General features: G+C 65.9%; 13 protein-coding genes. 7 read left to right on the forward strand and 6 right to left on the reverse strand.

Annotated features, from left to right (window positions below; all coding sequences use genetic code 11):
• From lepA to ASF14_RS06150, 4 genes are all read left to right on the forward strand, one after another.
• Nucleotides 1-1812, forward strand: a complete 1812-nt coding sequence (gene lepA, locus ASF14_RS06135; RefSeq protein ID WP_056432949.1) for a translation elongation factor 4 — start codon at nt 1-3, stop codon at nt 1810-1812.
• Between the two features lie 222 nt (nt 1813-2034).
• Nucleotides 2035-2787, forward strand: coding sequence for a molybdate ABC transporter substrate-binding protein (modA, locus tag ASF14_RS06140; RefSeq protein WP_056432952.1), 753 nt, complete (start codon nt 2035-2037; stop codon nt 2785-2787).
• A 7-nt stretch (nt 2788-2794) separates the two neighbouring features.
• Nucleotides 2795-3484, forward strand: coding sequence for a molybdate ABC transporter permease subunit (modB, locus tag ASF14_RS06145; RefSeq protein WP_056432955.1), 690 nt, complete (start codon nt 2795-2797; stop codon nt 3482-3484).
• The gene (locus ASF14_RS06150; protein ID WP_056432958.1) at nt 3474-4079 is read left to right on the forward strand and encodes an ATP-binding cassette domain-containing protein; all 606 of its coding nucleotides are present in this window, start codon (nt 3474-3476) and stop codon (nt 4077-4079) included. Before modB ends, ASF14_RS06150 begins: the two co-directional genes overlap by 11 nt.
• Here the strand turns inward: ASF14_RS06150 and ASF14_RS06155 are convergent.
• The 5 genes from ASF14_RS06155 to ASF14_RS06175 form a co-directional block, all read right to left on the reverse strand.
• On the reverse strand, nt 4076-4867 hold the full coding sequence (locus tag ASF14_RS06155) for a hypothetical protein (RefSeq protein ID WP_056432961.1): 792 nt from the start codon (nt 4865-4867) through the stop codon (nt 4076-4078). The genes ASF14_RS06150 and ASF14_RS06155 overlap by 4 nt on opposite strands.
• Nucleotides 4868-4961: 94 nt before the next feature.
• The gene (locus ASF14_RS06160; protein ID WP_056432963.1) at nt 4962-5852 is read right to left on the reverse strand and encodes a DMT family transporter; all 891 of its coding nucleotides are present in this window, start codon (nt 5850-5852) and stop codon (nt 4962-4964) included.
• A 179-nt stretch (nt 5853-6031) separates the two neighbouring features.
• Nucleotides 6032-6574 carry a 30S ribosomal protein S9 gene (gene rpsI / locus ASF14_RS06165; protein ID WP_061778995.1) on the reverse strand — a complete coding sequence of 181 codons (543 nt, stop codon included), beginning with the start codon at nt 6572-6574 and terminating at the stop codon, nt 6032-6034.
• The gene (rplM, locus tag ASF14_RS06170; RefSeq protein WP_042488064.1) at nt 6574-7053 is read right to left on the reverse strand and encodes a 50S ribosomal protein L13; all 480 of its coding nucleotides are present in this window, start codon (nt 7051-7053) and stop codon (nt 6574-6576) included. Before rplM ends, rpsI begins: the two co-directional genes overlap by 1 nt.
• Before the next feature lie 122 nt (nt 7054-7175).
• A complete protein-coding gene (locus ASF14_RS06175) occupies nt 7176-8231 on the reverse strand; it encodes a COX15/CtaA family protein (RefSeq protein WP_236696951.1) in 1056 nt (351 codons plus the stop codon).
• Between the two features lie 113 nt (nt 8232-8344).
• On the opposite strand from ASF14_RS06175, the gene ASF14_RS06180 reads away from it, so the two are divergent.
• The 3 genes from ASF14_RS06180 to ASF14_RS06190 all read left to right on the forward strand — a co-directional run bounded on the left by ASF14_RS06180 (nt 8345) and on the right by ASF14_RS06190 (nt 13117).
• On the forward strand, nt 8345-8812 hold the full coding sequence (locus tag ASF14_RS06180; RefSeq protein WP_056432966.1) for a Fur family transcriptional regulator: 468 nt from the start codon (nt 8345-8347) through the stop codon (nt 8810-8812).
• 313 nt (nt 8813-9125) lie between these two features.
• Entirely contained in the window at nt 9126-12116 is a 2991-nt protein-coding gene (locus ASF14_RS06185) for a TonB-dependent receptor domain-containing protein (RefSeq protein ID WP_156361057.1), read from the forward strand.
• 14 nt (nt 12117-12130) lie between these two features.
• Nucleotides 12131-13117, forward strand: coding sequence for a glycoside hydrolase family 43 protein (locus ASF14_RS06190; RefSeq protein ID WP_056432973.1), 987 nt, complete (start codon nt 12131-12133; stop codon nt 13115-13117).
• Between the two features lie 208 nt (nt 13118-13325).
• On the opposite strand, the gene ASF14_RS06195 is transcribed toward ASF14_RS06190, so the two are convergent.
• Entirely contained in the window at nt 13326-14366 is a 1041-nt protein-coding gene (locus ASF14_RS06195) for a LacI family DNA-binding transcriptional regulator (RefSeq protein WP_082442104.1), read from the reverse strand.
• Nucleotides 14367-14442 lie beyond the last annotated feature (76 nt).

Consider the following 14442-nt stretch of genomic DNA (forward strand, 5'->3'; position numbering starts at 1 on the left):
GTGTCCACGCCGCTCGACAAGATCCGCAACTTCTCCATCATCGCGCATATCGACCATGGCAAGTCGACGCTCGCCGATCGCCTGATCCAGTTCACCGGCGGCCTGACCGACCGCGAGATGAGCGAACAGGTTCTCGATAACATGGAGATCGAGAAGGAACGCGGCATCACCATCAAGGCGCAGACCGTGCGCCTGGCGTACAAGGCACAGGACGGCGAGACCTATACGCTGAACCTGATGGACACGCCGGGCCATGTCGACTTCGCCTATGAGGTCAGCCGGTCGCTGGCCGCCTGCGAAGGCGCGTTGCTGGTCGTCGACGCCGCGCAGGGCGTCGAGGCGCAGACGCTGGCCAATGTCTATCAGTCGATCGAGCACGACCATGAGATCGTGCCCGTCATCAATAAGATCGATCTTCCCGCCGCCGAACCCGAAAAGGTTCGCGCCGAGATCGAGGACGTGATCGGCATCGACGCCTCGGGCGCGGTGCTGGCCAGCGCCAAGTCGGGCATCGGCATCGGCGACATCCTGGAAGCGATCGTCAAGAACATCCCCGCACCCAAGGGCGATGCGACCGCGCCGCTCAAGGCGATGCTGGTCGACAGCTGGTACGACCCCTATCTGGGCGTCGTCATCCTCGTCCGCGTGATGGAAGGCACCCTGAAAAAGGGGCAGCAGATCAAGTTCATGCAGGCGGGCACCACCCATCTGATCGACCGCGTCGGCTGTTTCCGGCCCAAGATCGAGCAGCTGACCGAGCTGGGCGTGGGCGAGATCGGTTTCATCACCGCGCAGATCAAGGACGTGGCGCAGGCACGGGTCGGCGATACGCTGACCGACGCCAAGAAGCCGACCGAGCAGGCGTTGCCGGGCTTCAAGGAAGTCCAGCCGGTGGTGTTCTGCGGCCTGTTCCCGGTCGACGCCAACGACTTCGAAAAGCTGCGCGAGTCGATCAGCAAGCTGCGGCTGAACGACGCCTCGTTCAGCTTTGAGATGGAAACCTCGGCTGCATTGGGCTTCGGCTTCCGTTGCGGCTTCCTGGGTCTGCTCCATCTGGAGATCATTCAGGAGCGTCTGACTCGCGAGTACGACCTCGACCTGATCACCACCGCGCCGTCGGTGGTCTATCAGATCGAGCTGAGCCATGACGGCGGCCAGATCGACCTGCACAATCCGGCCGACATGCCCGATCCCAACAAGATCGCGTCGATCAGCGAGCCGTGGATCGAGGCGACCATCTATGTCCCCGACGAATATCTCGGTTCGATCCTGAAGCTGTGCCAGGACCGGCGCGGCATCCAGAAGAACCTGACCTATGTCGGCGGGCGCGCGCAGGCGACCTATGAACTGCCGCTCAACGAGGTGGTGTTCGATTTCTACGACCGGTTGAAGTCGCTGTCCAAGGGTTATGCCAGCTTCGACTATCACCAGATCGGCTATCGCGAGGGCGACCTCGTGAAGATGTCGATCCTGGTCAATGAAGAGCCGGTCGACGCGCTGTCGATGATCGTCCACCGTGGCACCGCCGAGACGCGCGGTCGCGGCATGTGCGAGCGGCTGAAGGAACTGATCCCACGCCACCTGTTCAAGATCCCGATCCAGGCGGCGATCGGCGGCAAGGTGATCGCGCGCGAGACGATCAGCGCGATGCGCAAGGACGTGACCGCGAAGTGTTATGGCGGCGACGCAACGCGTAAGCGCAAGCTGCTGGAAAAGCAGAAAAAGGGTAAGGCGAAGATGCGTGAATATGGCTCCGTCAGCATCCCGCAGGAAGCCTTCATCGCCGCGCTCCGTATGGGCGACGAGGCGTAATCTGGTATTCCTCCCCTGCAAGGGGAGGGGGACCATCCGAAGGATGGTGGAGGGGTGTCGCGGCTCATGAGGGAATACTCACTGGCCGTTACACCCCTCCGTCAGGCTTGCAGCCTGACACCTCCCCTTGCAGGGGAGGAATTTGGGGGAAATCAGAGGAATAAAATTCGTTCCTTGTGCGTTGCAGCCCATCGACGCCATCAAGGCGAAAAGGGGACGCCGATGATGGGATTGCGATTTGCCGCGTTGGTCGGCGCCTTGTGCGTGTCGGCGCCAGTTCTCGCTCAGAACCGCGCGCCCTTGGTCCTCGCTGCCGCCAGCCTTCAGGAATCGATGACCGCCGCCGCCGATGCCTGGGCGAAGAAGGGCCATCCCCGCCCGATCATCTCGTTCGCCGCTTCCTCGGCACTGGCGCGGCAGGTGCAGGCGGGGGGCAAGGCTGATCTGTTCGCCTCGGCCGATGAGGAATGGATGGACGTCCTGCAAAAGGACGGCCTGCTCGCCGACAAGACCCGCACCGCGTTTCTGGGCAACCGCCTGGTCGTCATCGCGCTCCTGGGCAAGGGCGGACAGGTGACGACGCGCACGCTCGGCAGGACGCTGTCCGCCGGGCCGCTGGCCATGGCGGACACCGACAGCGTGCCTGCGGGCAAATATGGCAAGGCGGCGCTCGAAAAGCTGGGCGCCTGGACCATGGTCGAACCCCATGTCGTGCGTGCCGAGAATGTCCGCGCGGCACTCGCCCTCGTCGAGCGGGGCGCGGCCCCTTATGGCATCGTCTACGCCACCGACGCCAAGGCCTCGTCGCGCGTCCGCGTGGCGGGCATGTTTCCCGTGGCAAGCCATCCGCCGATCACCTATCCGCTCGCCCGGCTGAAAGCCTCGACCAACCCGGAGGGCGAGGGCTTTCGCCGCTTCCTGCTGTCGGGCGAAGGCAAGGCGATCTTCCGCCGCTACGGTTTCGCCACGCGATGACGGCCTGATGCTGTCGGCCGAGGAATGGGGGATCGTTCGCCTGTCGCTGCTGGTCGGCGGCACGGCGATGCTCGTGACGCTGCCGATCGCGTTCGTCCTGGCCTGGGCCCTGGCGCGGTGGCGGTTTCCGGGGCGGGTATTGCTCGACGGTATTGTCCATCTGCCGCTGGTCGTGCCGCCGGTCGTCACCGGCTGGGTACTGCTGCTCGCCTTCGGGCCGGAGGGTCCCGTCGGGCGCTGGCTCGCGGAGTGGTTCGGGGTAAGCGTGCTGTTCCGCTGGACCGGGGCGGCGATCGCGGCGGGGGTCATGGCGCTGCCACTGGTCGTGCGCGCCATTCGCCTGTCGATCGAGGCGGTCGACCCCCGGCTGGAACAGGCCGCCCGGACATTGGGGGCGGGGCGGATGCGGGTCTTCGCCACCATTACCCTGCCGCTCTGTGCGCCCGGTGTCCTGGCGGGGCTGGTGCTGGGCTTTGCGCGCTCGATCGGGGAATTCGGGGCGACGATCACCTTCGTCTCCAACGTACCCGGAGAGACGGCGACCCTGCCGCTCGCTATCTATTCCGCGCTTCAGCGGCCGGGCGGCGAGGAGATGGTATGGCGACTGGCCAGCGTGTCGGTCGTGCTGTCGCTGGTCGCGCTGGTCGCCTCCGAATGGCTGGCGCGGCGGATGGGGCGGGGGTTGCATGTCCTTTGACGTCGACGTCACGGTGCGGCGTGGCGAGGGGCAGATCGCGGCCTGCTTCGCCACCGGGCCGGGCGCGACCGTGCTGTTCGGGCCGTCGGGAGTCGGCAAGACCACGATCCTGCAAATGGTGGCCGGGCTCGTCCGGCCGGATACGGGCCATGTCCGGGTCGCGGGCGAGACGCTGTTCGATGCCGCTGCCCGGATCGATGTCCGCCCCGAGCATCGGCGTATCGGCTATGTCTTTCAGGAACCGCGCCTGTTCCCGCATCGGCGGGTCGCGGCCAATCTACGCTATGGCATGGGCCGGGGCGGCAGCGATTGGGACGGCGTCATCGCGATGCTGGGCATCGGCCATCTGCTCGACCGTTGGCCGCGCAGCCTGTCCGGCGGCGAAGCACGACGCGTGGCGATCGGGCGGGCCCTGCTCAGCAATCCGCGCGTGCTGCTGCTCGACGAGCCGCTATCATCGCTCGACCGGGCGCGGCGGGGGGATATCCTCAACGCGCTGGAGGCGGTGCGCGACCGGAGCGGCATCCCGATCCTGATGGTCACGCATGACCCGGAGGAAGCCGAGCGGATCGCCACCGCCATCGTCCGGCTCTAGCGCGGTGCCGAAGCGGGCGGATCGGTGCACCACAGAACTTGCGCGATCAGCCGGGGTTTGGGGCAGGCGTGATCGGGCAGGGGAAGCGGTTGGCCGGGTTGCCACAGCTTCAACCGGCGCAGGGTCTCGGGCATCTCCGAGTCGATGGCCGCCAACTGATTGCCGTCGCCATAACGCGTCCCGCTGCGATAGTGCAGGACCGGGGCATAGCGACCGCCCGCATTCATGCGGTTCACGGTAATCCAGAAGCCGAACGGTGCGTCGGAGGTCGGCACGGCAGAGACGATCGCGCCACGCAACGGACCTTGCTCGATGAACCGCACCTCCTGATTGTTGTTGCGCCCCGTCTGCTGGCGGAACACCGGCACGAAGCGGTCCGTTGCCCGGTCATAGGACAGTGCCATGCGGCCGACCCATTGGTCGCCATTGCCGCCATGGACACTGGCCACCTGCACCCAGAGCAAGGCTTGGTCGGCACGAGGGCGGACGATCCGGGCCGCTTCCAGATAATGCGCCTCGTCGAACGCGCTCGGCTGGCCGGATCTGATCAGCAGGTCGTCGAGCGCAGGGCGGCAAGTCTTGCCGCCGTCGCGTGTGAGGCAGAGGTGGAGCCTGCCCGGTGCGGTATTGCCGCCGGGGTCTTCTTCATCCGCGCCCTGGGTCGCCACAAGCCGCCAGCCGGGGGCGAGACCGGACAGGTCTACAGGCGGCGGCGGAGAGGTGGCGGCCGGTAGCGCCAAGCTCGCCAAGACCAGCAGCAAATGACGGGTTGCGAAACGAACCTGCATGTCCCTTCCTCCACGAGCCTGATCGAACCAACATGGGGCGGCGCAAATGGCTGTCTTATGAAGCCGCCATGACATCGCTGCCGGAACGCACGGGTCAGAACAGCGTCGTCAGTAATACCCCGCCGATGATCGCGACTCCCGACAGGATTTGCCGCGCGCCCAGTCGCTCGCGGAACAGCCGGTGCCCGGCCATGGCGGCGATGGGCGCCTCGATGATGCCCAGCGCGCGAACCGGCGCGGCGGGAGACAAAGCGAGTGCTACGAACCATCCCGCCGAAGCACAGGCGCCGCACAGCCCCGCGCCCAGCGAAGGCCGCCAGCGGCGCGCCACCTCGACCAGCGTCGCCGGGTCGCGCCAAGCAAGGATCAGGCCCAGCGCGACCGTCTGCATCGCCTGAACGACGGCGACGCAGACCAGCGCGGCGAAGACCGGGTGGACAGGGTCGAGCGCCAGTGCGGCATGGCGGAACGCATTGAGCGAGAAGCCGAAGAACAGCCCCGAGGCCAGCCCCATCGCTGCGCCGATCAGCGAGGCGCGGCGCTGCTCGGGCGGCGGCCAGGACAGGGCGACGAGTCCGGCGGTGGTGATGGCGACGCCGATCCAGGCCACGCCGCTGATCCGGTCATGATAGACGATCAGGCCGAGCAGCGCGGCCAGCGGCAGCGAGCTTTGTTGAAGCGCGGTGCCGACCGCAAAGCCGGACCGCTGCATCGCATCGAGCAGCGCGGCCGTCGCCAGAACCTGCGACGCGGCACCCACGATGGCCGACAGCCAAAAGGCCCCGCTCCAGTGAAGATCGGCCCCCGGCATGACGAAATGGGCGAGCGTGACGAACAGGATCGAGAAGGGCAGGCCGAACAGGAACCGCACCAGCGTGGCGCCCCAAGGACCAGAGGACGCCATGACCCCGCGTTGCAGGGCATTGCGACCGACCTGAAAGGTCGCGGCGGCGATGGTGGCGGGAATCCACAAGGGGTTCGTCATGGGTGCGTTCGTCCTGTCGGGCGCATGAAGTCCGCCCCAAACGAAAAGAGCGGCCCGTTGCCGGACCGCTCCTTCGTGCTTCGTGCTGCCACGCCGTCGGACATGAACGGCTTTGCCGTTCCTGCCGCCCGCCGTGGCCTGTCCTTGGATGGCTTGGGCCATCCAAGGCGGCCCGCATTTTAGCGCTTCGAGAACTGGAAGCTGCGACGCGCCTTGGCGCGGCCATACTTCTTACGCTCGACGGTACGGCTGTCGCGGGTCAGGAAGCCAGCGGCCTTGACCGGAGCGCGCAGAACCGGCTCGAACTTGGTCAGCGCCTGGCTGATGCCGTGCTTGACCGCACCGGCCTGGCCCGACAGACCGCCGCCCTTGACGGTGCAGATCACGTCATACTGACCTTCGCGCTCGGTGATGCCGAACACCTGGTTGATGACGAGACGCAGCGTCGGACGTGCGAAATACACTTCCTGGTCACGACCGTTGATCGTGATCTTGCCCGAACCCGGCTTCAGCCAGACGCGAGCGACCGCGTCCTTACGACGGCCGGTCGCATAGGCGCGGCCGAACTTGTCCAGCTCCTGCTGACGCAGCGGGGTGGTGCTGACGCGCTCGGCGGGAGCGGCAGGCGCTTCGCCGGCAGCGGCGGTCTGCGCCGGAGCGGCAGCGGCCTGCTGGTTCAGGGTGGCGCCGAGATCGGCGAGCGACTGGCGGTTATCGGACATTATGCGCCCACCTTGTTCTTGCGGTTCATCGACGCGATGTCGAGGACTTCGGGGTTCTGAGCGGCGTGCGGATGCTCGGTGCCGGCGAAGATGCGCAGGTTGCGCATCTGCTGACGGCCCAGCGGGCCACGCGGGATCATACGCTCGACGGCCTTTTCCAGGACGCGCTCGGGGAAGCGGCCTTCCAGGACCTTGGCGGCGGTGATGCCCTTGATACCACCGGCATAACCGGTGTGCTTGTAGTACACCTTCTGACCCAGCTTGTTGCCGGTGAAGCGCACCTTGTCCGCATTGATGACGATGACATTGTCACCGCAATCGACGTGCGGGGTGAACGACGTCTTGTGCTTGCCGCGCAGGATGTTCGCGATGATGGTGGCGGCACGGCCGACAACCAGACCGTCGGCGTCGACGATATGCCACTTCTTCTCCACCTCGTGCGGCTTGGCCGCCTTGGTGGTCTTCATGAGCGCCTTCATGGGCGTGAGACCTTTCGGTTTGAAATGCAACACGCCGCCCGTGAACCCGGGCGGCGCGAACGAGGGTCCAATGCTGGAGAGGCCCCAAAATGTCAAGCAAAGTGGGACTTTGCTGACGGGTATTATGATACCTTATGGGTTTGGCCGGGGCTGCCCAGGCGATGCGCGGCGGCGGTCGCGGCGATCAGCAGGAGCGCGGCATTGGCCTGATGCGCGACGGCGATGTCGATCTGCACGCCCGACAGCAGGGTCGCGATGCCGAGGCCGATCTGGACGATGACCAGCACGATCACCAGCCATCCGGCGCGAAGCGCGCCATGCCGGATCGCCCGTGCGGCCATCCAGACGAGCAGCCCCGCCGCGGCAAAGGCGAACCAGCGATGGATGAACTGCACCACGACCGGATTGTCGAAGACGTTGGCGATGGCGGGCGACATCATCGGCGTACCCGCCGGGAACCACGCGTCGCCCATCAGCGGCCAGCTGGAAAAGGCATAGCCTGCATCCAGCCCGGCGGTCAGCGCCCCGAACATCAGCTGGACGAACAGCGTCAGCACCGCGCCTGCGCCCAGCAGTGTCAGCCGGGCAGGCGCCGCCAGCCGGTTGCGATGCAGCGCTATCAGGTCGAGCGCCGTCCATACGATCCCCGCCAGGATGAACAGGGCGGTCAGCAGGTGGACGGTCAGCCGGATATGGCTGACATCGGTCCGCTCGACGAGGCCCGAGGCGACCATCCACCAGCCGATCGCCCCCTGCAATCCACCCAGCGCCAGCAGCGCGACGAGGCGGGGCTTGTAGCCGACTGGAATCGCCTTGCGCGCCCAGAACCAGATCAGGGGCAGGGCAAAGGCCATGCCGATCACCCGGCCCAGCACGCGGTGCAGATATTCCCAGAAGAAGATCGCCTTGAACCCCGCCAGCGTCATGTCGCGGTTGAAGGTCCAATATTCGGGAATGCGTTTGTAATTGGCGAACTCGGCCTGCCACTGCGCGTCGGTCAGCGGCGGCACGATCCCGGTGATCGGTTTCCACTCGGTGATCGACAGGCCGCTATTGGTCAGGCGCGTGATGCCGCCGACCACGACCATGGCGACGATCAGCCCGGCGACCGCGAACAGCCAGCGGGCCAGGCTGCGGGGGCGGGCGGTGATCATGAAGGCGGGGCTCGGTTGCAGCATGACGCCATGATAGGGTTTCGCGCGCGCCCGCGATAGTGGGCCGAATGCCCCGCCGCCCGGACCCCCGCTGCCCGGACCTTGCCCGCCGGGGCGGCACCGCCTAAATCCCCTCCATGGCGCATGCTCACACCCATCAGGAGCCCCAGGGGGCCGATCTCTCCGTCGCGGCCAAGGCTACCCTGGAGCGTGCCGGGGAGCAGTGGACGGCGATGCGCGCCAGCGTGTTCGAGGCGCTGGCCGGGTTCGACAAGCCCGCCTCGGCCTATGACATCGCCGATGTCATGTCGCAGTCGCAGGGGCGGCGCGTGGCGGCGAACAGCGTCTATCGCATCCTCGACCTGTTCGTCGGCGCGAACCTGGCCCGGCGGGTGGAGAGCGCCAATGCCTATGTGGCCAACGCGCATCCCGACTGCCTGCACGACTGCATCTTCCTGGTCTGCGACAAATGCGGGCAGATCACGCATATCGACGACGACCGCCTGACCGGCGCGGTCCGCGATGCCGCCGTCGGCGCAGGGTTTCGCCCCGAGCGTCCGGTGATCGAGGTGCGCGGTCGCTGCGCGGACTGTCCGAAGGATTGAACCCCTTCTTTTCCTCCCCTGTGAGGGGAGCGGGACCATGCGCAGCATGGTGGAGGGGTGTCCCGCTATCGAGAGGGTGACACCCCTCCGTCAGGGCTTCGCCCTGCCACCTCCCCTTGCAGGGGAGGAGTTTCCCAGCGGTTCGCGCGTTGCCACTTTCTAATATCGTCCGGGCGGGAAGCTTCTCCGCCTGCGGCTTCACGCGCCCCTGCCTAACGCACGTATCATTTTGCAACATTGACACGAACGCAAAAACAGGAAATGAGTGCTGGTAACGTTACCAGATAAAACAGAATCAAAAGGGATGAGGATCATGATGAAGACGGGAACGCATACCCGGCGGCTGCGCCGTCACGCCTTGGGCGCGGCCAGCCTGATGGTTCTGGCGGGCGGAATGATGGCCGCACCGGCCTGGGCGCAGGTTCCGCCGAACCAGGCAGCGCAGGACGCTTCATCCGATCCGGCAACCGTGCAGACCCCCGCGCCTCCGGCCGAACAGGTCGATGAAGGTGCGACCCGCGACATCATCGTGACCGGATCGCGTATCACCACCGGCGGCTTTACCGCACCGACCCCGACCACGGTGATCGGCGAGGAGCAGATCGCCGCCAACGCCCAGCCCAATGTCTTCACCACGGTCGCTCAGCTTCCCTCGCTCCAGGGGTCGACCGGCACCGCGACGAACACGTTCAGCACGTCGAGCGGCCAGCAGGGGCTCAGTTCCTTCTCGCTGCGTGGCGTCGGCGCGATCCGCACGCTGACCCTGCTCGACGGCCAGCGTGTCGTCGGCGCGAACGTGACCGGCGTTCCCGATATCAGCCTGTTCCCCCAGCTGCTGATCAAGCGGGTCGATGTGGTCAATGGCGGTGCCTCGGCCTCCTACGGCTCGGACGCGGTCGGCGGCGTGGTCAACTTCATCACCGATACCCGGTTCAAGGGGATCAAGGGCAATATCCAGGGCGGCGTCACCACCTATGGCGACGATCAGCAGGTGCTGATCCAGTTGGCGGGCGGCACCAGCTTGCTCAACGACACGGTGCATGTGATCGCCAGCACCGAATATGCGCATGAAGACGGCGTCGGCGGCGGCGACTTCGGCATCAACCTGGCGAATGGCCGCGACTGGTTCCGTCAGTCGACGCTGATCAACCGCAACGTCCTGAATGACGGGTCGCCGCAATATCTGTTCCGCGACTATGCCCAGTCCTACAACTACACCAAATACGGCCTGATCACCGCCGGGCCGCTTCAGGGCATCGCCTTCGACCAGTCGGGCAACCCGTTCCAGTTCCAGTACGGCTCGAACGGCGTGCCCGCGCGCGATGCGGCGGGCAATGTCCGGGGCTGTCTGCCCGGCTTCTGCCAGGGCGGCGACCTGTCGGGCAATGTCGATGCGGGCCGCTCGCTCCAGTCGAAGATCCAGCGCGTCAACAGCTATGGCCGCATCGGCTATGACTTCGCCCCCAATGGCGAGATTTACGGCACGATCAACATCGGCCAGGTAAAGACCAACAACCAGCCGGTCGGTGGACAGAACCGCCCGAACCTGACCATCCAGTGCGCCAATCCGTACGTCCCCGCGTTGGTCAAGGCGCAGTGCGCCACGGCGGGCATCACCAATTTCCAGTACGGCACCAGCAACGCGGCGCTGGGCAACACCCAGGTCTATACCGATCGTCGTCAGTTCCGCTTCGTCGCGGGGGCCAAGGGGCGTGAGAGCGTCGCCGGGTCCGACTGGTCCTACGACATGTATTTCGAGCACGGCACCAACTATACTGATGTCGATGTCAGCAATATCATGCTGTCCCGCCGCTTCAACCAGGCGATCAATGCGACCACGCTGAACGGCGCGATCGTCTGCGCCGATGCGACCGCGCGGGCAAACGGGTGCCAGCCGCTCAACATCTTCGGCGGCAACCCGTCGGCGGCGGCGATCAGCTATATCATGCCGCAATATGGCCCGTATCAGCGGACCCGCCAGACGCAGGACGTCATCAGCCTGAACTTCTCGGGCTCGCCCTTCTCGTCCTGGGCCGGGCCGGTGTCGATCGCGTTCGGCGGCGAGTTCCGCCACGAATTCTACCGCGTGCGCGCCGATCCGTATGGCGCGGGCTTTGCCAACACGCCCGCCAATGCCAACTACCCCGCCGACCCGGCGCTGCTGGCGGACGGCAACAACTGGTATGCGGGCAATTACAAGAACGGCAGCGGCGCCTATAGCGTCAAGGAAGCGTTCGTCGAAGCCGACCTGCCGATCATCAATTCCGATGCCGGTGGCCGCGCGAACATCAACGGCGCGGTGCGCGTCACCGACTACAGCACCTCGGGCACGGTCTGGGCGTGGAAGATCGGCGGTACCTGGGACCTGCCGGTCGATGGCCTGCGCATCCGTGGCGTGACCTCGCGCGATGTCCGCGCGCCGAACCTGTCGGAGCTGTTCGCCGCGCCCGTCACCACGACGCTGCCGGGCTTCTTCGATCCCTTCCGCAACGTCAATGTGCTGGCGCTCCAGAACACCATCGGCAACGTCAATTTGACGCCCGAAATCGCGCGCAACACCACGCTGGGCATCGCCTTCTCCAACTCGCAGGCGATCCCGGGGCTCAGCCTGTCGGTCGACTATTATAAGATCAAGATCACCGACGTCATCTACAGCCTGGGCGCGCAGGACATCGTCAACCTGTGCTACCTCAATATCGCGCCGGAGACGTGCGGCGTGTTCAACCTGAACAACCCCAACGGCCCGAACTTCATCAACGTCCAGTCGTTCAACCTGGCGTCGATCCTGACCGACGGCTTCGATATCGAGGCGAGCTATCGCTGGCGCAATCCGCTGGGCCTGCCGGGTAGCCTGACGCTGCGCGCGCTGGCGACCAATATCCGCCGCTTCATCACCGACACCGGCCTGCCGAACACGATCCCGAACGACACGGCGGGCGTGAACATCGGCAACACGCCGAAGTGGAAGTGGCTGGCGGTGCAGACCTATGCCACCGATGACTGGTCGCTGCTGCTGCAGGAGCGCTGGTTCAGCGACGGCAAGCTCGGCAATCAATATATCGAATGCACCACCGGCTGCCCCGCCTCGACCGCGAACCGGCCGACGATCGACAACAACTTCATTCCCGGCGCCTTCTATTTCGACGTGGGCGGCACCTATAACGTGACCAAGGCGGTGACGGCCTATTTCAAGGTCGACAATGTGTTCAATCGCGATCCCGCCCGTTCGCCCTATTTCGTCAACCCGGCGCTCTACGACGTTCTCGGGCGGGTGTACCGCGCGGGCGTGCGCTTCAACTTCTGACGGGAACCCAGACGATGACGATGTCGCGGACGATTGCGTCCCTCCTGCTGCTGGCCGTGTCGGGGGCTGCGCTGGCGGCCGACCGGCCGGGGAGCAACCCGATCATCCGCGACAGATTCACGGCGGACCCCGCGCCGCTGGTCGTGGGGGATCGGCTGTACCTCTATGTCGGGCATGACGAAGCGCAGCGCGACGAGATGTTCAACATGAAGGAATGGCTGGTCTACTCCACCACCGACATGAAGAGCTGGACGCCGCACGGGCCCATCATGAACGTGAAGGATTTCAAATGGGCCAAGAAGGACGCCTGGGCCAGCCAGGTGGTCCGCAAGAACGGCAAATACTGGTTCTACGCCGCCGTCGAGCATGACAACAGCCACCCGGGCAAGGCGATCGCCGTCGCCGTGTCCGACACGCCGACCGGTCCGTTCGTCGACGCCAAGGGTTCAGCGCTGATCACCAACGAGATGACGCCGAAGGGCACTCACAGCTGGGAGGATATCGACCCGACCGTGCTGACCGACGATGACGGCACGACCTGGATCGCCTGGGGCAACCGGCAATGCTATATCGCCAGGCTGAAGCCCAACATGATCGAGATCGACGGCCCGATCACCGAGATCACCCCGCCGCATTTCGAGGAGGGACCCTGGCTGCACAAGCGCGGCAAGCTATATTACCTGACCTATGCCTCGCTCGACCGGACGACGCAGCGGGACGAGCATATCTCCTACGCCACTGCGCCATCGCTGAAGGGGCCGTGGACCTATCGCGGGCTGCTGACGGGCTCGGGCAAGTACAGCTTCACGATCCATCCGGGCATCGCCGAGTTCAAGGGCAAGTCCTATCTGTTCCTGCACAATGCGACCCTCGCCATCGGCGACCAGAGCGGCGCGATCGGACGCCGCGCGGTGACGGTCGAGCGGCTTTACTATAATCCCGACGGGACGATGAAGCCGGTGGTGCAGACCGACGCCGGTGTGACAGCGTCGGCGCGGTAGGGGGGTGAACGTACCTCTCTTGCTCCACCCCGACGAAGGCTGGGGCCCAGTCGCCACGCGTTCGGAATGGTCGGGTAATGCCTTGGATCGATGCGAGCCCCTTCCCTTCAGGGGAGGGGTTGGGGTGGGGCCTCGCCACGAACGCCGCGCCTGGGGATACGCCCCACCCCCGGCCCCTCCCCTAAAGGGGAGGGGTGGAGCGGCAGTTTTACGAACGCGGGGGCGCGGTGGAGTCGCGTTCGATCAGTTGATGCTCCAGCACCGTGATGCGCGGCTGGCCGTTCGGTGCCGGAACCCCGCCGCGAATTTCCTTGATCAGTCTTTGCAGCGCTTCGGTCGCCAGCGCGCGGACCGGCTGGTGGATGGTGGTCAGCGGCGGCCAGAGCGTCGTTGCGGCGGTGCTGTCGTCAAAGCCCACCACGGTCAGGTCGCCCGGCACGTCCAGATGCCGCCGATGCGCGACCGAGACGATCGCTGCGGCCATGTCGTCGTTGCTGGCGAAGATCGCGGTCGGCGGACTTTCGCCGCCGAGCAGCGCCTCGCCCGCCGTCAGGCCCGAGGCATAGCTATAGTCGCCCTGGACGACCCGCGTTTCCAGATCGCCTTCCTCCTCGACCGCGCGGCGAAAGCCCGCCAGGCGCTCGATACTGGCCGACTGGCCGGGATTGCCATGGACGAAGCCGATGCGGCGATGGCCCAGGCCGATCAGGTGGCGGGTCATGTCATAGGCGGCGCGGGCATTGTCGATCCACACGGACACGGCATCGGGCGCGACGCCGCCGATGACCGCCATGGGCAACCCCGCCTCGCGGATGATGTCGCGCACGAAGTCGGATTCGCCCAGCGGCGGAGCCAGGATGACGCCCGCGATCCGCTGCTCGATCAGCCCCTCGATCGCCTCGCGCGCGGGCGGGCGGCCCTGTTCGCCCTTCAGCAGGAACAATTGCGCCGCGCGGGTCGAGGCTTCCTCGAACACACCGACCAGCAGCTCGCTCATGAACGCGGCGCTGGGGTTGGAATAGATGACGCCGATGCGGATCTCGCTCGACGTGACCAGGCTGCGTGCCATCAGATTGGGCGTGTAGTTCAGCCGCTTGATGACCTCGCGGACATGGACGCGCGCCTCGTCGCGCACGCCCGCATCGCCATTGATGACGCGCGAGACGGTCATGGGCGAGACGCCGGCCTCCTTGGCCACGTCGATGATGGTCACACCGCGCGGGCGCTTTCGGGTCTTGGTCAAGGTCATCCTGTCCCGTCATCGGGCTTCACGCTATGCCGATGCTCAACCACTGCCGTGCCCCGGCAGGCCGCATCAGGTCAAT

Source organism: Sphingomonas sp. Leaf257 (assembly GCF_001422185.1).
Lineage (GTDB): Bacteria > Pseudomonadota > Alphaproteobacteria > Sphingomonadales > Sphingomonadaceae > Sphingomonas > Sphingomonas yabuuchiae.